Genomic DNA, 24,771 nt, shown 5'->3' on the forward strand with positions numbered 1-24,771 from the left:
CAAGTCCATTTTCAACTCACGCCAGTTGACTGCGCAGCTGACGGGCCGCTGCCACCATGTTCACCAGCGCCGCTTCGGTCTCCGGCCAGGCGCGGGTTTTCAGACCGCAATCGGGGTTGACCCACAAGCGCCCGGCGGGAATGCGCTGCACCGCTTTGCTCATCAACTTGACCATTTCGGCAGTGTCCGGCACCCGTGGCGAGTGGATGTCGTAGACGCCCGGGCCGATATCGTTCGGATAGTCGAACGCTTCGAAGGCTTCGAGTAATTCCATGTCCGAGCGCGAAGTTTCAATGGTGATCACGTCGGCATCCATCGCCGCAATGGCCTTGATCACGTCGTTGAATTCGCTATAGCACATGTGGGTGTGGATCTGGGTTTCGTCACGCACACCGCTGGCGCTCAGGCGAAATGCTTCGACCGCCCAATCCAGATATTCCTGCCATTGCGCCCGACGCAGCGGCAGGCCTTCGCGGAACGCGGCTTCGTCGATCTGCACGATCTTGATGCCGGCGGCTTCCAGGTCCACCACTTCGTCACGCAGGGCCAGCGCCAGTTGTTGCGCCTGGACTTTGCGCGACACGTCTTCGCGGGGGAACGACCACATCAGCATCGTCACGGGACCGGTGAGCATGCCTTTCATGACCTTGTCGGTCTGGTTCTGCGCATAGGTGATCCAGTCGACGGTCATGGCTTTCGGGCGGCTCAGGTCGCCGTAGATGATCGCCGGTTTCACGCAACGGGAACCGTAGCTCTGCACCCAGCCGAAACGGGTGAAGGCATAACCATCAAGCTGCTCGGCGAAGTATTCGACCATGTCATTGCGCTCTGCCTCACCGTGCACCAACACGTCCAGCCCCAGGCGTTCCTGAATCTGCACGGCGTGGCGGATTTCGTGGTGCATGGCATCGGTGTAGTCGTTGGCCGACAGTTTGCCTTGCTTGTAGGCCTGGCGCGCCAGGCGGATCGAAGCGGTCTGCGGGAACGAGCCGATGGTGGTGGTCGGGAATGCCGGGAGTTGCAAGCGTGCGCGCTGCTGCTCGATGCGTTTGGCAAACGGTGAGTGGCGTTGGCTGTCGGTCGGCCCAATCGCATTGATCCGGGCCTGCACGTCGGCTTTGTGAATGCGCGGCGACTCGGCGCGACTGCTCTGAATCGAGCGGCTCTGGGCCAGGGCCGCTTGCACCTTGGGCGATTGCGGATCGTTCAAGGCATCGCGCAGCACAGCGATTTCGCCACACTTTTGCACGGCAAATGCCAGCCAGCTTTTCAGTTCCGGATCGAGCTTGTCTTCGCGCTCCAGATCCACCGGGCTGTGCAGCAGTGAACAGGAACTGCTGACCCACAGATTGTCGCCAAAGCGTTCCTGGGCCAATTGCAGTTGCGCGAGCACCGGCTCCAGTTCGCAGCGCCAGACGTTACGGCCGTTGACCAGACCCACCGAAAGAATCTTGTAGGTCGGCAAGCGATCGAGTACGTGCAGCAATTGGTCGGGCGCACGTACCGCATCGATGTGCAAACCTTGCACTGGCAGGCCGACAGCCAGACCGAGGTTGTCTTGCAGGCCGCTGAAGTAGGTCGCCACGAGTTTTTTCAGCGGCGAGTATTGAAGGATGTGGTAGGCGCGTTCGAAAGCGCTTTTCCAGGCTTGCGGCAGGTCGAGGGTCAGGATCGGTTCGTCTATCTGCACCCACTCGACGCCTTGTGCTGCGAGGCGACCGAGGATTTCGTTGTAGACCGGCAGCAGGCGTTCCAGCAGATCGAGTTTGTCGAAGTCGTTGCCATTGCCCTTTGATTTACCCTTGCCCAGCCACAGGTAAGTTAAAGGGCCGATGATCACCGGTTTGACGTTGTGACCAAGGGCACGGGCTTCATCGACCTCATCGAACAGCTGTTCCCAGCTCAGCTTGAACTGTTGATCCGCGCTGAACTCCGGGACCAGGTAGTGGTAGTTGGTGTCGAACCACTTGGTCAACTCTTGAGCGTACTGCGCCTGACCATGCTCGCCGCAGCAGCTCGCGGTGGCGCCACGGGCCATGGCGAACAGGGTGTCGAGGGTTGGCAAGCCGTTGGCATCCTTGGCGCTGTCGAAACGCTCGGGAATCACGCCGAAGGCCAGGGAATGGGACAGCACCTGGTCGTACCAGGCGAAGTCGCCGACGGGCAGCAAGTCGATACCGGCGTCTTTCTGCAACTGCCAATGGGTGGCGCGCAATTGGCGGCCGACACTTTCCAATGTGCTCTGGTCGATATCGCCCTTCCAGTAGGCTTCGAGGGCTTTTTTCAATTCGCGGTCGGCGCCGATGCGCGGAAAACCAAGGGTGTGGGCCACGGCCATGTCGAATGTGCTCCAGTAAATGATGGCGCTATTGTCGACAGCCAAGGCAACATGAGACAAACTCAACCTTTTCGTGTTGATCACAAGTTTTCCTCATGGAGCCCCACGGTGCTTGAAATCCGTCACCTGAAGACCCTGCACGCCTTGCGCGAAGCCGACAGCCTGGTGGACGCGGCCGACCGCCTGCATCTGACCCAGTCGGCGCTGTCCCACCAGTTCAAGGAACTGGAAGAGCGCATGGGCATGCCGCTGTTCGTGCGCAAGACCAAACCGGTGCGTTTCACCAGCGCCGGTTTGCGCCTGCTGCAACTGGCCGACGCCACCCTGCCGCTGCTGCGCGCCGCCGAGCGCGACATCGCGCGGCTGGCCGGTGGCACCGCCGGGCGTTTGCACATGGCAATCGAGTGCCACAGTTGCTTCCAGTGGTTGATGCCGACCATCGACCAGTTCCGCGATGCCTGGCCGGAAGTTGAACTGGATCTGGCTTCGGGTTTCTCGTTTGCACCCTTGCCCGCGCTGGCCCGCGGCGATCTGGATCTGGTGGTGACTTCTGATCCGGTGGAGCTGGTCGGCATTACGTATGTGCCGCTGTTCACCTATGAAGCGATGCTCGCGGTGGCCAACCAGCACAAACTGGCAAGCAAGGCCTACATCGTCCCGGAAGACTTGCTCACGGAAACCCTGATCACTTACCCGGTGGAGCGTGATCGGCTGGACATCTTCACTCGTTTCCTGGAGCCCGCCGACATCGAACCGGCGCAAGTCCGCACCTCGGAACTGACGGTGATGATGATGCAACTGGTGGCCAGTGGACGCGGCGTGTGCGGCATGCCCCATTGGGCGCTGCATGAATACAGTTCACGGGGTTATGTGAAGGCCAAGCGTCTGGGCGATAAGGGTTTGTTTGCGACGCTGTACGCGGCGATCCGGGCGGACATGCTGGATGCGCCATACATGCGTGACTTCTTGCTGACGGCGAAAGACACGTCGTTTTCGACACTGGATGGGGTCAGCGCCGTTCGCTGAAATCTGTAGGAGCCGGCTTGCTGGCGATGGCGGTGCATCAGGCGACATAGTTGTTGTCTGATACACCGCTATCGCCGGCAAGCCAGCGCCTACAGGGTTGTGGTGGATTTAGAGCTCTCGCCACATGTGGATCTTGTCGAAGTATTCCTCACCGACGCGCACCGCCATCGGCTCAAGGCCGAACTGGATGAAGCCGCAGCGCCGGTACAGATTGAACGCCGCATCATTGCCCGCAGTGACGGTCAACTTGATCAACCGCAGTCCTTGATGCGCCTGTGCTTCGGCCAAAACCGCCTGCACCAGTTGATAACCCAGCCCGCGCTGGCGGACGTTGGCAGACACGTACATGCCAAACAGCGTTGCCTTGTGCCGCGCCTTCTCCCGAGGCTCAAAAGCCAGGCCAACGATGCCCGCCAACTTGCCCTCTTCGAATGCACCGAACACCACATCCAGCTTGCCGGTCAGGCGCGACTCCCACCAACTCAGCGGCATGGCCGTCCGTTCGCGCACGCTGGAGGTGAACGCCTGGGGGTGACGGTCATAGGCTTCCAGCATCAATTCCCGGTACGCCAGGGCATGACTGGCATCGAGCTGTTCAATCCACATGTTCACACCGCCCGGCGTTGTTCAAGCATCAAGCGCAGCGCCAGACCACCCAACACAAAACCCATGAAATAACGCTGCACCGCCAGCCACGTCGGGTTGTTGATGAACCATGAGGCGATGCTCGCGGCAAACAGGGCGATCAGCAGATTGATGCAGAAACTGACGCTGATCTGGGTCAGGCCCAACACGATGCTTTGGGTGAACACCAAGCCGTGCTCAGGTGTGATGAATTGCGGAAACACCGAGAGGTAAAACACCGCGATTTTCGGGTTCAAAGCGCTGGTCAGAAAACCCATGGTGATCAGTTTGCGCGAAGAATCCGGCGGCAATTGCTGGGCCTCGAACGGCGAGCGCGCGCCGGGTTTGACCGCCTGCCAGGCCAGCCATAACAGGTACAGCGCGCCGGCCCATTTCAGCACTTCATAAGCCATCGGCACCGCAAGGAACACCGCCGTCAAACCAGCCGCAGCGGCGAACAGGTGGACGAAAAAACCCGCCACCACGCCCAGCAACGACGTCACACCGGCCTTGCGCCCCTGGCAGATCGAACGGGAGATCAGATAGATCATGTTCGGCCCCGGCGTCAGTACCATCAGCAACGCGGCAGCGGCGAAAATCAGCAAATCCTGGATCGGGATCATGGCGGGGTCCTTTGCGTGAATGATCAGGCGGTCACGGTCAGCGAAGCTCGATAAAACGGCAGGATCAGGTCGCGTGTCAATGGCGCCAGAGTGACATCGCCGTCGGTGGCCGGGTCGATCCAGAGCACTTCTTCGATCTCGGCTGCCGGGGTGACGTCGGCATCAATGGTCAGCAGAAAAATTTCGGCTTGTACGACAAAACCCGGCTCGTTGGCGGCGGGGGCCGAGAACTGCCCGAGAAAGGTGGCGAGCGCCGGATCGATGACCAGACCCAGCTCTTCTTTCAGCTCACGGGCCAGGGCATGGACAGGTTGTTCGTCAGCTTCGATCTTGCCACCTGGCTGCATGAACGCCTCGGTGCCGCGCTTGCGTACCAATAGCGTACGACCGTCGGGGCCGATCAGCAGAGCGGCGGCGATGTGGATAATTCTCGACATAAACAAAAGACCTTTTACTCAAAGGCCGCAAGGATCACATGTCTTTCGCGGATGATCAAAACCGCTGTATGCAAAAGATCGCAGCCTAGTTTCACTCGTCAGCTCCTACAGGTTATGCGCGATCCCCCGGACATTTCTTTCTCACCGTGTACTATCAACGATACTTTCGTGTGAATGTCGTGGCCGTCGAAATCCGGTTTAATTGTCAGCTCGAAGACGACCGCACGCGGTGCTTGTTTTTGAGACTGCTTCGCGGTCCAGCGGGAGCAAGCTCCCTCGCCACAAAAGCTGTCTGCATCGAACCATCGAGTCCGAACCCAAGGAAACCGTATGAGCCTGTCACTCCTGAGCCGCTACGCCTTCTTTGCCGTCTGCGTGATCTTCACCCTCGCCAGCCTGCCTTTCCTCGAACACGACTGGCTCTGGCCAATCACCGCCGTCACCGGCGTGCTCAGCCTGATCGGCATTTTCGATCTGCTGCAAAGCCCCCACGCGGTGCGGCGCAATTATCCGATCCTCGGCAACATCCGTTATCTGGTCGAAGCCATCCGCCCGGAAATCCGCCAGTACCTGCTCGAATCCGACAGCGATGCCCTGCCCTTCTCCCGGGCCCAGCGCTCGCTGGTGTATTCCCGGGCCAAGAATGAAAGCGCCGACAAACCGTTCGGTACGCTGATCGACGTGTATCAGTCGGGTTTCGAATTCATCGGCCACTCCATGCGCCCGGCGCCGTTGAGCGACCCCAGCGGCTTTCGCGTGACAGTCGGCGGCCCGCAATGCACCCAGCCCTATTCCGCCTCGGTGTTCAACATCTCGGCCATGAGTTTCGGCTCGCTCAGCGCCAACGCCATTCGCGCGTTGAACCAGGGCGCCAAACTCGGCAACTTCGCCCACGACACCGGTGAAGGCAGCATCAGCGCGTATCACCGCGAACACGGTGGCGACCTGACCTGGGAACTGGGCAGCGGCTATTTCGGTTGTCGCACCAGCGACGGCCGTTTCGACCCGGAGCGCTTCGCGGCGCAAGCCCGGACGCCACAAGTGCGGATGATCGAAATCAAGATGAGCCAAGGCGCCAAACCCGGTCATGGCGGGATCCTGCCCAAGCACAAGGTCACCCAGGAAATCGCCGACACCCGCGGCATCCTGATGGGCGAGGACTGCATCTCGCCATCACGCCACAGCGCGTTTTCCACACCGATCGAAATGATGCATTTCATTCAGCAGTTGCGTGAGCTGTCCGGTGGCAAACCGGTGGGTTTCAAGTTCTGCCTCGGCCACCCTTGGGAATTCATGGGCATTGCCAAGGCCATGCTGGAAACCGGCATCCTCCCGGACTTCATCGTCGTCGACGGCAAGGAGGGTGGCACCGGCGCCGCGCCTGTGGAGTTCACCGACCACATCGGCGTGCCGATGCGCGAAGGCCTGCTGTTCGTGCACAACACCCTGATTGGCCTGAACCTGCGGGACAAAATCAAACTCGGCGCCAGTGGCAAAATCGTCAGCGCCTTCGACATCGCCAGCGTCCTGGCCATCGGCGCCGACTGGGCCAACTCGGCGCGTGGTTTCATGTTCGCCATCGGCTGCATCCAGTCGCAGTCCTGCCACACCAACAAATGCCCGACCGGCGTCGCCACCCAAGACACCCTGCGCCAGCGCGCGCTGGTGGTGCCGGACAAGGCCCAGCGCGTCTACAACTTCCATCGCAACACGCTCAAGGGCCTGGCGGAAATGCTCGCCGCTGCCGGCCTCGAACATCCGTCGCAGTTGTCGGCCAAACACTTGGTGCGGCGCATGTCGGCGACCGAGATCAAACTGTTCTCGCAGCTGCACGTGTTCCTGAAACCGGGTGAGCTGCTGACCGGTGAAGTGAATGGCGAGTTCTACTCGCGGATGTGGCAGATGGCCCGAGCCGACAGTTTCGAACCCAACGAAATCGCCGCCGCGTGAATCCGCGGCCCCCGTTCAATGCGCTGTCACCAACGCAGCGCTTTGATCGGGGCCGGTTCTTTCATCACGATAAAACCGTAATCGCCAATCAGGTAAATCCGGTAGTACTGACTCTCCACCAGCGGCGAATAGCCTAGATAACCCACCCGTGTCGCATTACGCCGCTCTTTCTCCGCCACCACGTTGGTGATGCCCACTGTGGGCAGGTTTTCGGCCAGCATGTAAAAGTCGACGTTCAACAGATAGTGCAACACGGGCATCCGCTTGAACGATCCCGCCGCTCCCACCAGCCAGTGATCGGAATAGCTCACCGACATGTAAATGCGCTTGGCCTCGCGCAGTGCTTGATGGCTGGCGATGTCGCGCTCAAGGCTGAACAACGCGCTGGTTGCGAAGGTTTTTTGCACCGTCAGCACTCGCCCGTAAGCAAATGACAGCGACAGCATCGCGAGCAACGGCACCGCCAACAGCAGCGGCAATCGCTCATGCAGCGGCGCCAGCGCCAAATAGCTCAAATAGAACATCAGCACCAATAGCACGGCGAACCCCATCAAGGTTCTGGCGCCTTCGTTGAAGTCGCGGAAAAACAACGCCACACCGGACACCAGCAACAACACAGCGGGCACGGTCAGCAGACACAGCAGCCCGATCAGCCAGTTCTTCCCCCCAGTGTCCTTGCGCTCAACCACCCTCCAGCCCAGGCGAACAGCACCGGCAATGGCGCAGAGCAACAATCCGGCAAACACCCAAGCCATACCGCCGTGGAACAGCAGCACGATTTTTTCCAGCACTCGGGCAATGTTGATGTCGATTTGCAGCCACGGCTGCGCCGATCCGTTCAGCAGCGACGTGCGCCCCTCACCCATGAACGGATAGGCCGTGACGCAGTAAATCAACCAGCCAAGCACGATCTGAGCGATTCTCCGGCCAATCAGAACACGCCACTGCGACCACGGTGTTTTGTCATGGGCGGACCTGAGCAAGTCCAGGCAACACAGGCCCAAAAACACATTGATGCTGACCTGATAAAGGCCCAGCGCCAACGCTATAAGGAACGCCGGTACCAGCCATTGCACGCTGCGCGAAGGGTGATGAAACGTGACGGCGTAAATCACCGCCACCACACTCAAGGTCATGACGGGACCGTCATATTGATACGACAGGTTTTGCAGGAAAAACGGGTTGTACCAGAGCGGCAACAGCACCAGGCAACAGGCGATCGTGGGCTGGGGAAAATAGTGAAAGGTCAGGCTGGTCAGCGCCCAGGACATGGCCAGGGTCGCGATCAACAGCGGCAACGGAAAGATGTTTGGCGCGGCATTGCTGAACGTCAGCGCGTTATAGAACAGCTCGGCGAACAACCGCCCTTCCTTGGCCCAGGCCATGCCGGCCGACAGCGAGCGCCAGTTGTCATCAATGTAGGGATAGTCCGCGAGGATCAGCGGCAGGACATACACCAGGGTCGCCAGCAGAAAAAACAACCAAACCTGGCGGCGCCCGAGTTCCTTGATGAAGAAATCGCTGAACCTGCCCATGCTAAAGCTCGCGCCGGTCTTTGCCGCCGACGATGTCTTTGACCACATAGCGCGGGCGGTGCTTGGCCTCAATGTAGATACGGCCGATGTACTCGCCGAGGATGCCGATGCCGATCAGTTGCACGCCACCCAAAAACAGAATGGCGGTCATCAACGAAGGGTAACCGGGGACGCTGTTGCCGTTGAGAATCTTGTCCAGCACCATGTACACCGCGTACAGCACGGCAAAGATCGACACCGCCCCACCGACGTAAGTCCACAATCGCAACGGCACCGTGCTGAACGAGGTCACGCCTTCCAGTGCCAGGTTCCACAACTTCCAGCCGTTGAACTTGCTGTTGCCCGCGACACGCGGTGCCCGTTCGTATTCCACCACCACGGTGTTGAACCCGGCCCACGACAGCACGCCCTTCATGAACAACTGATGCTCGGGCAACGCGCGAATCACATCCACCACCTTGCGATCCATGAGGCGGAAATCCCCGACGTTCTCTTCGATCCGGGTGTAGGAAATTCGATTCAACAGGTGATAGAACATTGCCGCACTGTGACGCTTCAAATAGCCGTCGGCGTTGCGGTTGCGGCGCTTGGCCAATACCACGTCGGCGCCTTTTTGCCATTGCTCGATCAACAACGGGATCACGCTGATCGGGTCCTGAAGATCGACGTCCATCGGGATCACCGCGTCGCCGGTGGCATATTCCAGGCCGGCAAACAGCGCGGGTTCCTTGCCGAAGTTGCGCGAGAAATTGATCAGCGTGACCTGCTCGTCCGACTGCGCCAGCGCCGTGATTTGATCCGCCGTGCGGTCGGAGCTGCCGTCGTTGATGAACACGATTTCGACGTCGACCCCATCGAGCTTCAACTCACGCCGCACAGCCTGATAAAACAGTTCGATCGCCTGTTCTTCGTTGAACACCGGAACGATGAGCGAAACTTTCATGCGTCACGCTCGCGAAACACCACGTATTTGGAAAACAGAAAGCCGAACACCAGGCTCAACGCCGAAAACAGCGCCACGGTCAGTAAGCCATGCAGGCGCCACGCATCACCCAGGTAGCCGACGCCATAACTCAGCGCCCCCATCGCCGCCATAAACAGCAAATACCCGCCGACCGAGGCCTTGCTGTCAAAGGTGTACAGCGCATTCATATAGAAGGAAAACGACGCTGCGGCGCAGAAGGCCAGCAGATTGCTGACAGCCTGGCGCAGACCCGCAGCCACGCTCAGCAGGAAAAAAATCTGCCAGTGAATAAGGGTGTTGGCGACCCCGATCACCGTGTAGCTGGAAAACCCTTTCCACAACCGCCTCATGCTGAAGCTCCCCGGTTAGCACGCAATTACTCCTATAGGTATTTGAGCTTGTCTACTGTCAGAAATCGCAGTATCACCGGCCTTTCAGACCAGCGGTTGAGCACAACGCCAATGCAAGGAGACATTCCGTAATATCCCGACTTTGCAATTGCCGGCGAATCGGGCCACCCTGCGCGCCGCCGATGAGCGGCGCCACTTTTTGCGCCGTCGTCGACCCCTTTGTTCAACACCCGTTTACGAGCTTGCCGTCATGACGTTAGTGCGCGATCACCGGATCGACTTTTTTCGTGGCCTGGCACTGATCTTCATTTTCTGGGATCACGTGCCCCACAACCCGTTGGGTCAAATTACCCTGCGTAACTTCGGCTTCAGCGATGCGGCCGAAATCTTCGTATTTCTGGCTGGCTATGCCGCCGTGCTGGCCTACGGAAAAATCCTTGCGCGAGAAGGTTTTCTGATCGCCTGCGTAAAAATCCTCCGGCGCGCCTGGGTGCTGTACGTGGTGCATATCTTCCTGCTGGCAATGCTGATGGGCATTGTGTTCTTCGCCAACAGCCACGTGGAAACCCGCGATCTGGTGGAAGAAATGGGCATGCACCATTTCATCAGCGAGCCGCAGCAAGCCTTGATCGATGAGCTGCTGTTGCGCTTCAAGCCAAACCTGATGGACCCGTTGCCGCTGTACATCGTGTTGCTGGCGGGTTTGCCGCTGGTGTTGCCGATGCTGGTGCGCAAGGCCTGGGTGGTGGTGGCGGTGTCGTTTGCGCTGTACCTGACCGTGCCGTTGTTCGGCTGGAACCTGGCCGCGATCAAGGACGGCGTCTGGTATTTCAACCCTGTCGCCTGGCAGTTGCTGTTTGTGCTTGGCGGTGCGGCGGCGATTCACAGTCAGCGACCGCGATTGCCTGAAACCCGTCCGCTGCTGCGCCAGCCGTTGTTTGTCGGTGCGGCGCTGTACGTGGTGATGGCCGGGGTGATTACCGTCGCGTGGCGTTGGCCGCAGATCCACGACGCGCTGATGCCGGCCAGCCTGGGCAACTGGCTGTACCCGATCAGCAAAACCAACCTGTCGCCCGTGCGCCTGATTCACTTTCTGGCATTGGCCTACGTCACCGCGAAACTGCTGCCCGATACCGGCTGGACACAAAACTGGCTGGCGCAGCAAAGCTGTCGCATGGGGCGTTTTTCCCTGGAGATCTTCTGCCTCGGCGTGCTGCTGGCACCGTTGGCGGACATGGTCAACGCGCTGGCCGACGATGCGTTCGCCATGCAGGTGTTTACGGCCTTGGTGGGGGCCGGGTTGATGGCGTTGCTGGCGGTCTGGCTGGAGTTCAACAAGCGTTTGAATCGATCACTGAAAAACGCGCCCGCCTGAGTGCTTTTTGTGGCGAGGGAGCTCGCTCGCCACAGAGGTCACATGAAAAAGCCCCGGCCAATGGACCGGGGCTTTTGCGTTTCAGGCGTTACGACTTACGAAACCGAACCCACCGCACCTTGCGACACATTGGTCGGTTGCAACTTGAACACGTAGAACAATACCGTCAGCAGCACCAGGAACGCCGGGCCGACATACAGCGCCACGCGGGTGTCCGGGAAGTAGGCCATCAGTCCGACCACCAGCACCAGGAACGCCAGCGCCAGGTAAGAGCTGACCGGGTACAGCCACATCCGGTATTTCAGGCCGGCACGTTCGCTGGCGCTCAGGCCTTTGCGGAACTTGAGTTGGGCCAGCAGGATCATCACCCAGGTCCAGATCGCGCCAAAAGTGGCAATCGCGGTCACCCAGACGAAGACTTTTTCCGGCACCAAATAGTTGAGCAACACGCCCAGCAACAAGGCGCCCATCGACAACAGCAACGCGCGACGCGGCACACCATTGCTCGAGGTTTTGGCGAAGCCCGCCGGGGCCTGGCCGTTCTGCGCCAGGCTGTAGAGCATGCGCCCGGTGCTGAAGATGCCGCCGTTGCAGGACGACAGCGCGGCGGTGATCACCACGAAGTTGATGATGCCGGCGGCGGTCTTGATGCCCAGACGCTCAAAGGTCATCACGAACGGACTGCCTTGTGTGCCAATTTCATTCCACGGGTAGATCGACAGAATCACGAACAGCGCCCCCACGTAGAACAGCAGAGTCCGCCAGAACACCGAGCCGATCGCATCGGGAATGGTCTTCTGCGGGTTCTTCGCTTCACCGGCGGTCAGGCCGATCATCTCTACCCCGAGGTAGGCAAACATAACCATTTGCAGCGACATCAATACGCCTTGCACGCCGTTGGGCATGAAGCCGCCGTGGGTCCAGAGATTGGAAATACCCAGGGCCACACCATCGTTGCCAAACCCGAAAGCGATGACGCCAACACCGCCAAGCACCATGGCGATGATGGTGACAATCTTGATCAGGGCGAACCAGAATTCGAATTCACCGAAGGCCTTCACGGCGATCAGGTTGATGGTGCCCATACTGACCAATGCCGACAGCGCCCAGATCCAGCGCGGCACATCGGGGAACCAGACGCCCATGTACACCGCCACGGCGGTGATTTCCGCCACACAGGTCACCAGCCACAGGAACCAGTAGTTCCAGCCGGTCAGGAAGCCGGCCAAGGGGCCGAGGTAGTCTTGGGCATATCGGCTGAACGAGCCAGCCACCGGGTTGTGCACGGCCATCTCACCGAGGGCGCGCATGATCACCAGGATCGCCAGACCGCCGATGATGTAGGACAGCATGATCGCCGGCCCCGCCATCTCAATGGCTTTGGCCGAACCGAGAAACAGACCGACGCCGATACAGGCACCGAGTGCCATCAAGCGAATATGCCGTTCGCCGAGTTCGCGTTTGAGCGGACCGCCCTGAGCGGTTTCGCCGTGGGGCAGATGATTGCCTACGGACATGGGGGTACAACCTCGTCTTGTTATTGGATATGACCACCGAGTGTCGAAGTGCTGACCGATAAGCCATGCTTCGCGAAACCGGGCCTGCTTCGTGGGCGGGACCGTCTTGCCGGGTAAAACCTGCAAGATCAGCGGGGCGTGCAGTATAAAAAGCTCGCGCCAGAGTTTTTCACTCTATAAACCACAAAAATCAGGCGTAAATCTCGGTAAAACCGCTATCCGCGGAGATGGATTGTCTGGGATTTGTAGGATTTTTCGCTATTGGAGCGGCGACGAGTATTGCACGGTATTGGTGCGTCGTCATGCCCCGACGCAGGTCTTATTTTTGCTTGCGAAGGCTCTATATCAGTGGTTTCGGATGACGCATCGATGGGCGAACGCCTATTCCCCTTTGCGCACGATTCACTGTAGGAGCCGGCTTGCTGGCGATTACGTCCGATCAGTCAACACCGCCATCGCCAGCAAGCCGGCTCCTACAGGTACGCGTCCACCGAGCTGCCGAAGGTTGCGATCTTTAAGCGGCCGTTACCGCAGAAATGGATATGTACACAAACCGATACCCCAAAATCCCCCTTTGGGATCCTCACAATTTTTTCACCATCGCCAACCACCGTCTAAGCTTCAGACAAGTCCGATCAATCTGCGTGAATGGATCAGTCGACTATGGGCGCTTTATGGCAAACCGATTCGAGTAAAACCGTGGTCCCGACTGAACGAGTGGATGAAGCGCCTATACCTGAAAAACCCCGTCGCAGTCGCGTCAAACACGGGTGGAAGGCGTTTTGGCTGTTGATAGTGATCATTGCCATTGTCGTGGGGCTGGCGGCGTCCAAGGAGATGCGCACGTCGAGGTTTCAAGCCCGCGAGGTCAGCAAGTTTGCCAAAACCCTGAATTATGAACTGCATTCCGGCCCCAGCGATGCCATTCGCTACCCTGGTGCCGGCCCGTTCGATATGCGCCTGGGCTACAGCTCACTGGGTGACTTCCTGCCACGGCTGATCAAACGCGACTACGTGATTTCTGAACAAACGCGCTTTTCCCCGGCCCTGATGAGCTACAGCGACAAGGGCTTTTTCGTGCCCTACTCAGAGAAAATCCAGGCCGGTTTGTCGATTACCGACTGTCGCGCGGCGCCCTTGTACCAGTTCAAATATCCACAACAGCTCTATTCCAGCTTCGAGGCGATTCCGCCGGTGGTGGTCAGCAGTTTGCTGTTCATCGAAAACCGCTTTTTGCTCGACCCTCGCCAACCCTTGGCCAACCCTGCCGTGGACTGGCCGCGGTTCGGCATGGCGGCGTACACCCAGGTAGCCAAGCTGTTGCACCTGCCTGGTCAATCGGCTGGCGGCAGTACGTTGGCGACGCAACTTGAGAAGTACCGGCACTCGCCCGACGGCCTGACCGTGTCGGGCGGGGAAAAGATTCGCCAGATGATTTCCGCCAGCGTGCGGGCTTATCAGGACGGGCCGGAAACGCTCAAGGCCCGGCAGAACGTGGTGCGTGACTACCTCAACAGCGTGCCCCTGTCGGCCGTACCGGGTCACGGTGAAGTGCATGGCATGGCCGAAGGTTTGCGCGTGTGGTACGGCGCCGATTTCAACCAGGCCAACGAAACACTGGCGAGCGACGCCACGGATGCAAAAAGCCTCGCGGACAAAGGCCTGGCCCTGCGTGAGATGTTGTCGCTGATGATCGCCCAGCGCCGCCCTTCCCATTACCTGACCAAGGGCCGCGATGAACTGGCCGAACTCACCGATAGCCACATTCGCCTGCTGGCCCAGAATGGCGTGATCGACGGACCGTTCGCCGCCGCCGCATTGGCCAGCAAGGTGACGTACCGCGACTGGGCTACCCAGCCGACCATTCAACCGATCGAAACCAATAAGGGCATCAGCGTCGCGCGCAGCCGCCTCGGCGGTTTGCTCAATCGGCCGCTGTACGACCTCGACCGTCTCGATCTCTCGGCCACCAGCACCTTGCAAGGCGACCTGCAAACCCAAGCCACGGCGTACCTGAAAAAACTCGCCGACCCAGCCTATGCCGCGGAAATCGGCCTGCTCGGCGAACGCCTGCTGACCCCCACCAGCACCACCCAGGTGCGCTACAGCTTTACCTTGTTCGAGTTGACCCCGGATGGGTCGCGGGTGCGGGTGCAGACCGACAGCACCGATCAGCCGTTCGACATCAATGAAGGCAGCAAGCTGGAACTGGGCTCCACCGCGAAGATGCGCGTGCTGACCACTTACCTGCAGATCATTTCCGAAATCCACGATAAATATGCCGGCCTGAGCATCCCGGAACTGAAGAAACTCGAGGTGCCGGAACAGGATCGCCTGAGCCGCTGGGTCGTCGATTATCTGATCGAAAACAAAGACCGCAGCCTGCCGCCCCTGCTCGGTGCCGCGCTGGACCGCAAATACTCCGCCAGCCCCGGCGAAGCGTTTTTCACCGGCGGCGGGTTGCACACATTCCATAACTTCCGCAAGGAAGACAACGGGCGCAATCCCACGCTGCGCGACGCCCTGCGGGAGTCGATCAACCTGCCGTTCATCCGTCTGATGCGCGACCTGGTGCGCTACACCACCTATTCCGGCCCCAATAACAGCTCCGAACTGCTCAAGGACGACCGCGACCCAAGGCGTCAGGAATACCTGGCCTCGTTTGCCGATCGCGAAGGCACTTCGTTCCTGCTCAAGTTCTGGAAAAAGTATAAGAACAAGGACACCCAGGCGCGCCTTGAGACCTTCCTCGACAGCATGCGTCCGACGCCGATCCGCATGGCCGCCGTGCACCGTTACCTGCTGCCGCACGCCAGTCAGGAGAGCTTCAACACGTTCGTGCGCTCGCACCTCACCAACGAAAAACTCACCGAGAAACTCACGGACGAACGCCTGAAACAACTCTACGAAAGTTACGGTCCCGGCGCGTACGACCTGCCGGACCAGGGCTTCATCGCCAAGGTCCACCCGCTGGACCTGTGGATGATGGGTTACCTGCTGGGCCACCCGGACGCCACGTTCAAGGATATCGTCAAGGCCAGTCAGTTCGAGCGCCAGGAAGTTTACAGCTGGCTGTTCAAAAGCCGTCACAAGGGCGCCCGCGACAGCCGTATCCGCACCATTTTGGAGATCGAAGCGTTCCTCGACATTCATCAGCGCTGGCAGAAAGTCGGCTATCCGTTCGATCACCTGGTGCCATCGCTGGCGACCGCCATCGGCAGCTCTGGTGACCGTCCCGCCGCGTTGGCCGAACTGATCGGGACCATCCTCAACGACGGTGTGCGGATGCCGACCTTGCGCATCGACAGCATGCATTTCGCGGCGAATACGCCCTATGAGACCAAGTTGATCAATGACCCGGATGCCGGTAAACGGGTGATGCCTTCCGAAGTGGCAACCGCCATGCGCGAGGCCCTGTCACAAGTGGTGGATGCCGGTACCGCCAAGCGCGTGGCCGGCAGCTTCAAACTGCCCGACGGCACTCCGCTGGCCATGGGTGGCAAGACCGGTACGGGCGACAACCGGATCGAGGCCATCGGTTCTGGCGGACGGATCCTCAGCTCCAAGTCACTCAACCGTACGGCCACGTTTGTGTTCTACATCGGCAGTAACCATTTCGGCACGCTGACCGCTTTCGTGCCGGGACGCTCGGCCGAGAATTTCACCTTCACTTCGGCACTGCCGGTGCAGGTGCTCAAGGGCATGGCGCCGATCCTGACCCCTTACTTGCAACCGGGCACCCACACCATGTGCCAGCCAACCGAGGTCACCGCCGGCCGCTGAGAGAACTCAATGGAAGGGTGGCGGTACCTATGTATTTTTCACTCTTGAATTTTGCGAAATAGGTGCCGACAACGGTGCCGATTCAAACCGATTTTTGCGCTTTTTTTGGGCCTCATGCCTACCTAGTCTGGTCGTCCGATTCATGATCAAAGGACGATCAAGCAATGCCCACTACCCCCTCGACGAGTCAAGGATCAGCCCTGCTCGACCTCCCACCTTTCGATAAAAGCATCCACTTCCATCAAGTCAGAAAGGCGATTCCTGCCTGGCTGCTGAACACCTCGCCATCGCGTGTCGATGCCCTGAAATCGGTCAGGCTGACGCTACCCGACTGGGACAGGAACGCGTCAACAACCGCTCACCGCAAGTTGAAAAAAACCATCCAGCTCGGCTGGACCGCGCAGAACAATGTGGATAAGGCACTGAGCGATGTGCAGGATATTTCCGCCTTTGCCAAACCCTTGCTGCAGAAAGCCTTGAAGAACCGCTTCGGCGTCGAAGACGATGTCGAGCAAACCTGGCTGCGCCTCTATGCCCCGGTGAAAACCGCCTGGTGGGTGCATGACTTTTCTGGCGGAACCACCAGTCGCACCGTCTCGCTGCTGGACGCAGCGCTGCACAACTTTTCCCGGGACGAGGCATTCACCCAGGACTCGGAATTCATCACCCGCCCCGACGCGCGCGGCCATTTCAACGTCAGACAGCTCAAACACAAACTGAGCATCGAGCAGTTCAAATCGCTGTGTCGCGAACTGGACATCGGCGCCCAGTACCAAAAGCACTTGAACGATTCGTTACTCCCGAGCGACAAAGCGGCGAGCAATGTCCTGCGCCAAAAAGTCATTCTCAGCCAGAAAAGTGCGCTGAATGTCGCCGCGCAAATGGCCTTGATGAAAAAGGACATCGACCAGGCCGCCTATGACGTGGTGCAAGGCATGCTCGACGATCGTTCAGGGCTGAAATGGGACGGCAAACCTGTCGACTATTACAACCTGGCAATGATGGACACGCGCCTGAGCGGCATCATCCTGATCGCGGCGGACGCCGCCAGCGCCAGTGGCCCGGTCCCGTTGATCGCCTATGTTCCCCATGACCCGCTGCACCCGCTTAAACAATACCCCTCGTCACTGGCATTCATGGCTGAACTGACGCGCCAGTTGCGCGATGGCGCCTCCGCCAACAGCTATCAACGGTTCTTCAGTCAATTCGTACCGCATGAGCAACGCGGCCATTTTTTTGCCGGGTTGAACGCGCGTCTCAGCACCGTGAAATGGCAGCCGGTGGCAGCAGGCTCCAACCTGCCGACCTGGCGCGAAACGGCTGTGGATAAACCCGATCTGCAATTTGCTGTGTCGAGCATCCAGAGCGACCGCGAGACGACCTTCAACAATGACCTGTGGAGCTACCGCTACCGGCAAACGCTCAACAAGGTGCTCAACGATGCTCGGGAAATCGCCATCGCCACCGCTTACGCCGACCGAATGGCCCGCTGGGCCTGGTGGGACAACCTGGAAAAAATGCTCGCCGACATTCTCAACATTGCCTTGCTGGTGGCGACGCCGTTGGTGCCTGGCCTGGGCCAACTGATGCTGGCGTACACGGCTTATCAATTGACGGACGGAGTGGTCGAAGGCCTGGTCGACCTGGCCGAGGGACGCGTGGCCGAGGCCGGTGAGCAGACCCTCGGCGTGCTCGAAAGCGTCGTGCAGTTGGGCGCGTTCGCGGCGGCAGGCGCCATCGGCAATGTCGCTAGGGCGAAGCTCTCGCCGTTCTTCGAAGGCCTGAAACCGGTGCAGTTGGCAAACGGTGAGACGCGGTTGTGGAACCCTGACCTCAGCCCTTATCAGCGAACCGACGTGGTTTTGCCCACCGACGCCCGGCCTGATACACAGGGTATTCATCAGCATCAGGGTCGGCGTATTTTGCGCCTGAACGAGCAACACTTCGAAGTGCTGGACGACCCGCTCACCGGGCAACAACGCATCCGCCATCCGCAGCGTTTCGATGCCTACACCCCGACCCTGCGCCACAATGGCCAAGGCGCCTGGGTCTGCGAAACCGAAAACCCGCGCGAGTGGCAAGGCTCGACCCTGATGCGCCGCCTCGGCCACAGCACCGAGGGCTTCAACTACGAACAACTGGAGCAGATTCGCCAGATAAGCGGCACCGATGAAGGCGTGCTGCGCCGAATGCACGTTGAAAACGCACCACCGCCGCCGCTGCTGACCGATACCCTGCAACGCCTGTCGTCACCGCCCATTGCAGCCGCTGCGTTGCCCCCTGAAATTGCGCCGCTGTTCAGCGATTTCCCCGAGCTGCCGGCCACCGTCGCGGAGCAAATCCATGCGCGTGCCAGCGCCACGGAACGTCAGCGGATGACCAATGAAAACCGTCTGCCCCTGCGCCTGAGGACCCAGGCACGAGAGCTGGAATTCGAAACGCAAACGGTACGAGCGGCCCAGGGTTTGTATCCGAGCGCCGCCATCACGCCCGAGACCGAGCGCCTGGTGCTCGGCACCCTGCGCTTCAACACCGATACTTTTGGCGACCTGCGCCTGGAGGTTCGTCAGGGAACATTCGATGGCGAACTGCGCTACAGCGTCGGCCCCGATGACGCAACAAAGGTGCGGGTGCTGATTCGTGACGAGGCCGGGCAGTATCAGGTGCGTGATGGCGAGGATCAGCCGATCCATGAAGCCGATGACTTTTTCGAAGCCGTCCTGCAGGCCACGCAGGAGAATGGTCAAAACAGCCTGGGCTACAAACCGGGTGACGGCGACATGTTCCGCCAATGGGTCATGGTCAAATCGGCCCCGCCCAGTGAGCGTCGGACGGTGCTTGCCGACCCGCCCATTCGCCCGGTGGCCGAGCATGAAACGATGTTGTTGGTGCGTGGGGGTGGGTTGAGCCGGGAGGGCCAGACCGTGCACGAACGCATTCATGACCTTTATCCGCACTTCAACGATGCCGAGGTCGATACGTTCGCCAATGCCCTGACCGAACGGGGTGAGCCGATGAGGCTCCTGGAAGAACAGGAAAACGATCTCAACCAACTGCGTAATCTGATCGAACTCTGGCAACTGCAATCCGCCGGGCTGGATGCCGATAATCCGATTCCGTTGCGCGGCGCTCGGCAACACATTTCTCGGTGTTTGCTCGCCTGCTTCGGGCGAAAAAACACCGAGCTCGGCAGCCGTACCGATCTGCATGGCTATGCGCTGGATCTGTCATACGATCAATTTCTTTTGCCTCTGAACCTGCAATCCGAGTGGCCCGCACGGCCGCAACTGCAACAGTTTCTGGACAAGGTCACAATCCTGAAACTCGATAACACACGCTTCTCCAGCAAGTCGAATGGCTTGCTGAAGGACTTCCCCAACCTGCGTGAACTCAGCGCCAACCGATGCTTCCTGACGAGCCTGCCGGAAAACATCAGCGCCCTGCATCGGCTCGAACGCCTGCGCTTGAGTGACAATAAAATCGTGCTGGACGCCGCCGCTGTCGAGCAACTCAAGCACCTGACCTATCTGGAGATCCTGCGTCTCGATAAGAACCCTCTGGGTAGGCCTATCGACATTTCGCGCATGCCTCGGTTGAAGGTCGTCGGGCTGCGGGACACGGCGATTAACAGTTGGCCCGAAGGTACGTTGAGCAAAACCAGGCCTCGCGGTTTTCTGCTGGATCTTCGGGACAACCCGATCAGCCTGATTCCCGAAGTGGTCCCCGGCTCAGCGCAGGCCTGGGTCGTGGCCCGCACCCGGTTGGATGTCGGCAATCTGTCGGAACTCAACCAGGTTCGCTACCAGGCTATCCGCCGCTCGATGGCATTGCCCCCGGAACCCATCGTGCCTGCCAACAGCCAGGCCGGGTGGGTGGTCAGCTCTGACTACAGCGCGAACCACTGGAGCGATGTGCCCGGTTGGGGCGTCGACCGGGCCAATCTCTGGTTGGAGCTGGTCGATGAGCCCCAGGCCGAGCGTTTCCTGAACGTGCTGCTCGATACCCGGCTTTCTGCCGACTACCGGGCCGGCGGCCCGGCGCGGGATCAACTGGTGCAGCGTGTCTGGCGCATGCTCGATGCCGTCTACGTCGACACATCTCTACGGGAAAAGCTGTTCACCATGGCCATCGCGCCGGTGGATTGTGCGGATGCCGGGACGCAATTGTTCAACCACATGGGCATCCATGTGCTCGCCTACGAGGCCTACGCGTACTCCACCAACAACGTCGAAATTGAACGCAAACTGGTCACCCTGGCCAAAGGCGCGGCGCGGCTGGAACAGGTCAACGACATTGCCCGGGCCGATGTCGCCAGTCGTGGCGGCAACCCGGACGAAGTCGAGGTCTACCTGGCCTATCAGACCGGATTGGCAGAGCGCCTCGACTTGCCCTGGCAATCGAAGGGCATGCTGTACCGGCCGGTCTCCGGCGTCACTGACGCAATGATCGATCAAGCCTATGACACAGTGCTGGCCTTGAGCGAAGGCGATGGTCTGGTCGATCGAATGCTCGAACAGGATTTCTGGCAAGACCATTTGAAGGAACGCTATGCGACCCAAATGGAAACCAACAAACATCGCTATCAGCGCCTGTCAAATCAACTCGACACCCTGCGCGATACACAACGTGAATGGGTCGAGTCGACATCGGATCTACGCCGCGCTGAATTGCGCAGTCGGCTCAGGGAATTGATGAACGATATGCCGGCGCCGGACACGGTGGTCTTTGCCGATGAGCCGTTCAGCGATGCGGTTTTCGACCGTTTGCTGGTCGACCTGGGCGACGCCGAGAAAGAACTGTCGAGGCGCTTGACCCGCGAAGCCATGAGGCACGCCGGCCAGTAAAAGCGGAGGCGTGAGTATCAGGTTGGATTGATGCAAGACGTGCTGGCCTCATCGCGGGCAAGCCCGCTCCTACAGTGACCTCGGTTGGTCGCGGATTTTGCGTACGACCATAAAACCTGTAGGAGCTGGCTTGCCAGCGATGGCGGTCTGCCTGCCAGCATCGTTGTTGAATGTACTGGCCTCATCGCGGGCAAGCCCGCTCCTACAGTGACCACGGCCGGTCGCGGATTTTGCGTACAACCACAGAGTCTGTAGGAGCTGGCTTGCCAGCGATCGCGGTCTGCCTTCCTGCATCGTTATTGAATGTACTGGCCTCATCGCGGGCAAGCCCGCTCCTACAGTGACCTCGGTTGGTCGCGGATTTTGCGTACGACCATAAAACCTGTAGGAGCTGGCTTGCCAGCGATCGCGGTCTGCCTGCCAGCATCGTTGTTGAATGTTCTGGCCTCATCGCGGACAAGCCCGCTCCTACAGTGACCTCGGTTGGTCGCGGATTTTGCGTACAGCCACAGAACCTGTAGGAGCTGGCTTGCCAGCGATGGCGGTCTGCCTGCCAGCATCGTTGTTGAATGTACTGGCCTCATCGCGGGCAAGCCCGCTCCTACAGTGACCTCGGTTGGTCGCGGATTTTGCGTACAACCACAGAATCTGTAGGAGCTGGCTTGCCAGCGATGGCGGTGTGTCAGGCAGCGGTGCTGTCTGCCCGACCTCAGATTTCCGAATCCCAGATCACCGTGACCTTGCCCTTGTAGAAGGGACCAGCACCGGGTTCCAGCATGAACTCCATCTGGCTTGGCGGTACTTCGAAGTGCAAAACACCGGGCGCCCTGTCGACGTAGAAACCCGGCTGCAAATACAGCGCATTGGCCGCGCCCGCTCGCAGACGCCTGTGCCTGACGGGTTGCCCGCTCATGTCGGTCAGGCCATTGGGCAAGGTGACATAGACCTGCAGTTCCACGGCTCGCTTGGACACCCGGTCATCGAGCATGCAATCGTAAACAGTGCCCCCCCGCTCACATTCCATGTGCATCTTGAAACGCGATGACGCCGAGATATTGAAGGTCTGGTCACGGAACAACCGTACCGGTGTACGACCCGCCTGCAACCAGCTCTGCCAGCCGCCGGCCGGGACCAACTGGACTTTCTCGCCACCCGGCGGGACATCGACCTTGAGGGTGTGTTGAACCTCGAGGTTGAAATTCAGGGTCAACACCGGACTGCTCGGCAGCATGACATCGCCGAAATCGAAATCACCGCTGGGGCCGACGGTATAGGTCAGCGAGCCCGTGTAATGACCGGCCAACATGCCCAATGGATTGGGTGTGACCAGCTCATAGGAGAAGTCCAGAAAGTCGTAACGCATCCACGGAACATTGAATTTGGCCTGTTTGACACACGCGGCTTCCACCGGTGTCTTCCAGAAAAAACCGTAGTAGTTGGTGTCGTAGTAACCCACACCACTGTAAAGGCATGGCGCCGGGGTATTCACCCAGCTCGATCCCCAGAGGAGGTTGTGCGCAAGCCTGTAATCATCGGCGCCCCCTACCAATTCCATCACATCTTCCGTCACGTACATGGAGCCCACGCCGGTAATCCGCATTTTTACCGTCTCCACCGCTCCGGATTCATGACGAACCGTCAGCTCGCGCCATTGCGCCGGCACCTTGAACGTAGCGCCCTGGCGCGGCGACGCATGGTTGGCCGGGATCGCTTGACTGGAATGGAATTGAATCGGCACTTGCAGGCTGAACGTCTGATTTAAGTCGCATTGCCCAGGGTATCGCTCGCAGTACCCACTGAGTGGCGTGGTGTTCTTGAATTGGTTGAGGTGCGGATACGCCGAATCGGGCTTGAACAGCGCGGTGATTGAAACGTCCTGGGCCAAGGCCTGGGGTATCAGCCACCACACCATCAAAAGATTCCATGACCAAAGACGCCTTGTTGAAAACAAAAAACCTGTGACGTTCATCTGTATCCATCTCCAAAGAAAACCTCCCTGTTCCTTGGGAGGGTCGATATCCACTCGACATTCAAACGCTGAAAAAACCGGCATCACGAAAAGGGATCAGGGCGCAGCAGCGCTGAAAATCAACTGAACCGTTCCGTAGTAAGTGCCCGGCTTATAGCCACCGGCCGGCACCTTCGGCTGGATTTCCAGAGCAAAGCGCCCGCCGGCCCTGGCCTGCGCCGCCGACACAACTTGGCGCGGTTTCGGATCATGGCTCAGCTCCTGACCGTTGAAGCTGACCCGCAAGTAGATGCTCTGGTCTTCACGCCCGTTGAACAGATAGGGCTCGGCGTCCAGCCGTGCTTCGATCGCACTGGTGTCGTGCTTGACGTCGAAGTTTTTGCGCAGCCCGTCGAGCCTCGACGTGTTGAGGTTCCACGGCAGGGTCTGTTCGAGATGGATCCAGTTCGTCTCGGCCGGTGTCACGTAAAAGCCCAGGGTCGGAATATCTACCTGCACCTCGAACGTGCGCTCTTCCCGTGCCGCGAAAACCTGGGCACACGTCATCACGCCCACACATAGGGCAAAGGCCGATTGCTTGATCATGTCAGTTACCTGTTGCGTGAAAAAAAGCGGCGAGTCCTCCAGCGCAACTCGCCTTTGGCGGTGTTACTGGCTGGCAATGCGCAACGCCTTTTTGTCGGCGCCTTCGATCAGGTTGAAGCGGTATTCCCGACCGGGTTTCTTCTCGAACTCGAACGACTTGCCCGCCAGCACGTGATGCTTGGTGGTCGGCTCGCACTCGGTTTCGTTCTTCAGCGAGCAGTTGCGAAACTCATCGATCACCACCACGGTGTTGCCGTTATTGCGCAGTCGATAAACACCGGCGCTGTCATCGATCACGCTGTCGAAACGGCTGTTCTTCGGGCGGACAAAAAACACCGTGCCGAAGCCGGTCATGACGTTGACCCCCGCCGACAGGTTCTCCTTGTAGGCGTCGCGCTCTTCGCTGGACACCGCGAACTCGTCTTCCTTTTCCGGTACCACCGGCACGAAGCGCACACGGAAATAGCGCTCGGTGTCACGGTCTCCCATGAGCAGCAAGCGTGTGCCCTGCATGCCTTTGGCCGGCACGATCAGACGCGCCGGGCTGGCCATCAAGCCATTCCGGCCGCTGCCATCCGCCTGCGTTGCGACCGGTATTTCGCGGTGGCTGCCATCGGCGTCGTAGATGATTTCGAGAATGTTGACCTTGACGAATGCGGTGCTATCGCCGCTGTTGTAAACGCGCTTGAGATAGGTGCTCTTGTCGCTGTCCAGATAGTCGTACACCGTTCCGACGTTGATCTGCGGACCGGCCTGAACCGCCAGAGATATCCCGCTCATACCCAACAGCAACCACAGACGTTTCATACCCTTGAACCTCATGACATTGAACACAACACAGGCGCTGTCCA

The 24,771-nt window shown here is 59.5% G+C and carries 17 protein-coding genes and 2 pseudogenes; 7 read left to right on the top strand and 12 right to left on the bottom strand.

Going from position 1 to position 24,771, the window contains the following annotated elements; all coding sequences use genetic code 11:
• Positions 1-16: 16 nt before the first annotated feature.
• Positions 17-2,338 carry a 5-methyltetrahydropteroyltriglutamate--homocysteine S-methyltransferase gene (gene metE, locus ABVN21_RS18255; protein WP_339554353.1) on the bottom strand — a complete coding sequence of 774 codons (2,322 nt, stop codon included), beginning with the start codon at positions 2,336-2,338 and terminating at the stop codon, positions 17-19.
• A gap of 108 nt (positions 2,339-2,446) precedes the next feature.
• On the opposite strand from metE, the gene metR reads away from it, so the two are divergent.
• Positions 2,447-3,364 (top strand): transcriptional regulator MetR, encoded by a 918-nt coding sequence (gene metR, locus ABVN21_RS18260; RefSeq protein WP_339554352.1) that lies wholly within the window; start codon positions 2,447-2,449, stop codon positions 3,362-3,364.
• A 108-nt stretch (positions 3,365-3,472) separates the two neighbouring features.
• Here metR and ABVN21_RS18265 read toward each other — a convergent pair whose 3' ends face one another.
• The 3 genes from ABVN21_RS18265 to ABVN21_RS18275 are packed head-to-tail and all read right to left on the bottom strand — an operon-like array spanning position 3,473 to position 5,048.
• Complete coding sequence (locus ABVN21_RS18265; RefSeq protein WP_339554351.1) at positions 3,473-3,970, bottom strand: GNAT family N-acetyltransferase; 498 nt, start codon at positions 3,968-3,970, stop codon at positions 3,473-3,475.
• A gap of 2 nt (positions 3,971-3,972) precedes the next feature.
• Entirely contained in the window at positions 3,973-4,611 is a 639-nt protein-coding gene (locus tag ABVN21_RS18270) for a LysE family translocator (RefSeq protein WP_339554350.1), read from the bottom strand.
• Positions 4,612-4,634: 23 nt separating this feature from the next.
• On the bottom strand, positions 4,635-5,048 hold the full coding sequence (locus ABVN21_RS18275) for an NUDIX domain-containing protein (protein ID WP_339554349.1): 414 nt from the start codon (positions 5,046-5,048) through the stop codon (positions 4,635-4,637).
• A 122-nt stretch (positions 5,049-5,170) separates the two neighbouring features.
• Between ABVN21_RS18275 and ABVN21_RS18280 the strand changes: the two are divergent.
• Positions 5,171-5,290: pseudogene (locus ABVN21_RS18280) on the top strand (helix-turn-helix transcriptional regulator); the annotation flags it as partial.
• Between the two features lie 88 nt (positions 5,291-5,378).
• Positions 5,379-6,998 (top strand): FMN-binding glutamate synthase family protein, encoded by a 1,620-nt coding sequence (locus ABVN21_RS18285; RefSeq protein WP_339554348.1) that lies wholly within the window; start codon positions 5,379-5,381, stop codon positions 6,996-6,998.
• A gap of 26 nt (positions 6,999-7,024) precedes the next feature.
• On the opposite strand, the gene ABVN21_RS18290 is transcribed toward ABVN21_RS18285, so the two are convergent.
• Genes ABVN21_RS18290 through ABVN21_RS18300 form a run of 3 tightly spaced genes read right to left on the bottom strand, consistent with a single transcriptional unit; the run spans position 7,025 to position 9,847 of the window.
• A complete protein-coding gene (locus tag ABVN21_RS18290; RefSeq protein WP_339554347.1) occupies positions 7,025-8,533 on the bottom strand; it encodes a glucosyltransferase domain-containing protein in 1,509 nt (502 codons plus the stop codon).
• A 1-nt stretch (position 8,534) separates the two neighbouring features.
• On the bottom strand, positions 8,535-9,476 hold the full coding sequence (locus ABVN21_RS18295; RefSeq protein ID WP_339554346.1) for a glycosyltransferase family 2 protein: 942 nt from the start codon (positions 9,474-9,476) through the stop codon (positions 8,535-8,537).
• A complete protein-coding gene (locus ABVN21_RS18300; RefSeq protein WP_339554345.1) occupies positions 9,473-9,847 on the bottom strand; it encodes a GtrA family protein in 375 nt (124 codons plus the stop codon). The genes ABVN21_RS18295 and ABVN21_RS18300 overlap by 4 nt, the downstream gene beginning before the upstream one ends.
• Before the next feature lie 250 nt (positions 9,848-10,097).
• On the opposite strand from ABVN21_RS18300, the gene ABVN21_RS18305 reads away from it, so the two are divergent.
• Positions 10,098-11,222: an OpgC domain-containing protein gene (locus tag ABVN21_RS18305; protein WP_339554344.1), complete on the top strand. Its 1,125-nt coding sequence runs from the start codon at positions 10,098-10,100 to the stop codon at positions 11,220-11,222.
• Positions 11,223-11,317: 95 nt separating this feature from the next.
• Here the strand turns inward: ABVN21_RS18305 and ABVN21_RS18310 are convergent, their stop codons facing one another.
• Complete coding sequence (locus ABVN21_RS18310; RefSeq protein ID WP_339554343.1) at positions 11,318-12,739, bottom strand: amino acid permease; 1,422 nt, start codon at positions 12,737-12,739, stop codon at positions 11,318-11,320.
• 1,050 nt (positions 12,740-13,789) lie between these two features.
• Here ABVN21_RS18310 and ABVN21_RS18315 point away from each other — a divergent pair.
• Positions 13,790-14,407 (top strand): annotated as a pseudogene (locus ABVN21_RS18315) (transglycosylase domain-containing protein); the annotation flags it as partial.
• Positions 14,408-14,993: 586 nt separating this feature from the next.
• On the opposite strand, the gene ABVN21_RS18320 reads toward ABVN21_RS18315, so the two are convergent.
• On the bottom strand, positions 14,994-15,158 hold the full coding sequence (locus tag ABVN21_RS18320; RefSeq protein WP_353637251.1) for a hypothetical protein: 165 nt from the start codon (positions 15,156-15,158) through the stop codon (positions 14,994-14,996).
• Between the two features lie 566 nt (positions 15,159-15,724).
• Here ABVN21_RS18320 and ABVN21_RS18325 point away from each other — a divergent pair.
• Complete coding sequence (locus ABVN21_RS18325) at positions 15,725-16,522, top strand: penicillin-binding transpeptidase domain-containing protein (protein ID WP_353637252.1); 798 nt, start codon at positions 15,725-15,727, stop codon at positions 16,520-16,522.
• A gap of 164 nt (positions 16,523-16,686) precedes the next feature.
• Entirely contained in the window at positions 16,687-21,366 is a 4,680-nt protein-coding gene (locus ABVN21_RS18330) for an NEL-type E3 ubiquitin ligase domain-containing protein (RefSeq protein WP_339554341.1), read from the top strand.
• 709 nt (positions 21,367-22,075) lie between these two features.
• Here ABVN21_RS18330 and ABVN21_RS18335 read toward each other — a convergent pair.
• The 3 genes from ABVN21_RS18335 to ABVN21_RS18345 all read right to left on the bottom strand — a co-directional run bounded on the left by ABVN21_RS18335 (position 22,076) and on the right by ABVN21_RS18345 (position 24,727).
• Positions 22,076-23,278 carry a hypothetical protein gene (locus ABVN21_RS18335; protein WP_339553518.1) on the bottom strand — a complete coding sequence of 401 codons (1,203 nt, stop codon included), beginning with the start codon at positions 23,276-23,278 and terminating at the stop codon, positions 22,076-22,078.
• Positions 23,279-23,431: 153 nt separating this feature from the next.
• Complete coding sequence (locus tag ABVN21_RS18340; protein ID WP_339553517.1) at positions 23,432-23,920, bottom strand: CS1 type fimbrial major subunit; 489 nt, start codon at positions 23,918-23,920, stop codon at positions 23,432-23,434.
• A gap of 63 nt (positions 23,921-23,983) precedes the next feature.
• Positions 23,984-24,727, bottom strand: coding sequence for a molecular chaperone (locus ABVN21_RS18345; RefSeq protein WP_339553516.1), 744 nt, complete (start codon positions 24,725-24,727; stop codon positions 23,984-23,986).
• Positions 24,728-24,771 lie beyond the last annotated feature (44 nt).

Source organism: Pseudomonas sp. MYb327 (genome assembly GCF_040438925.1).
Lineage (GTDB): Bacteria > Pseudomonadota > Gammaproteobacteria > Pseudomonadales > Pseudomonadaceae > Aquipseudomonas.

What these genes read in the sequence shown, in the direction of transcription:
- ABVN21_RS18270 (WP_339554350.1), bottom strand. Translation starts at nt 4,611, where the DNA reads ATGATCCCGATCCAGGATTTGCTGATTTTCGCCGCTGCCGCGTTGCTG.
- ABVN21_RS18285 (WP_339554348.1), top strand. Translation starts at nt 5,379, where the DNA reads ATGAGCCTGTCACTCCTGAGCCGCTACGCCTTCTTTGCCGTCTGCGTG.
- ABVN21_RS18295 (WP_339554346.1), bottom strand. Translation starts at nt 9,476, where the DNA reads ATGAAAGTTTCGCTCATCGTTCCGGTGTTCAACGAAGAACAGGCGATC.
- ABVN21_RS18275 (WP_339554349.1), bottom strand. Translation starts at nt 5,048, where the DNA reads ATGTCGAGAATTATCCACATCGCCGCCGCTCTGCTGATCGGCCCCGAC.
- metE (WP_339554353.1), bottom strand. Translation starts at nt 2,338, where the DNA reads ATGGCCGTGGCCCACACCCTTGGTTTTCCGCGCATCGGCGCCGACCGC.
- ABVN21_RS18345 (WP_339553516.1), bottom strand. Translation starts at nt 24,727, where the DNA reads ATGAAACGTCTGTGGTTGCTGTTGGGTATGAGCGGGATATCTCTGGCG.
- ABVN21_RS18330 (WP_339554341.1), top strand. Translation starts at nt 16,687, where the DNA reads ATGCCCACTACCCCCTCGACGAGTCAAGGATCAGCCCTGCTCGACCTC.
- ABVN21_RS18340 (WP_339553517.1), bottom strand. Translation starts at nt 23,920, where the DNA reads ATGATCAAGCAATCGGCCTTTGCCCTATGTGTGGGCGTGATGACGTGT.
- ABVN21_RS18265 (WP_339554351.1), bottom strand. Translation starts at nt 3,970, where the DNA reads ATGTGGATTGAACAGCTCGATGCCAGTCATGCCCTGGCGTACCGGGAA.
- ABVN21_RS18305 (WP_339554344.1), top strand. Translation starts at nt 10,098, where the DNA reads ATGACGTTAGTGCGCGATCACCGGATCGACTTTTTTCGTGGCCTGGCA.
- ABVN21_RS18325 (WP_353637252.1), top strand. Translation starts at nt 15,725, where the DNA reads ATGGGTTACCTGCTGGGCCACCCGGACGCCACGTTCAAGGATATCGTC.
- ABVN21_RS18310 (WP_339554343.1), bottom strand. Translation starts at nt 12,739, where the DNA reads ATGTCCGTAGGCAATCATCTGCCCCACGGCGAAACCGCTCAGGGCGGT.
- ABVN21_RS18290 (WP_339554347.1), bottom strand. Translation starts at nt 8,533, where the DNA reads ATGGGCAGGTTCAGCGATTTCTTCATCAAGGAACTCGGGCGCCGCCAG.
- ABVN21_RS18335 (WP_339553518.1), bottom strand. Translation starts at nt 23,278, where the DNA reads ATGGTGTGGTGGCTGATACCCCAGGCCTTGGCCCAGGACGTTTCAATC.
- ABVN21_RS18300 (WP_339554345.1), bottom strand. Translation starts at nt 9,847, where the DNA reads ATGAGGCGGTTGTGGAAAGGGTTTTCCAGCTACACGGTGATCGGGGTC.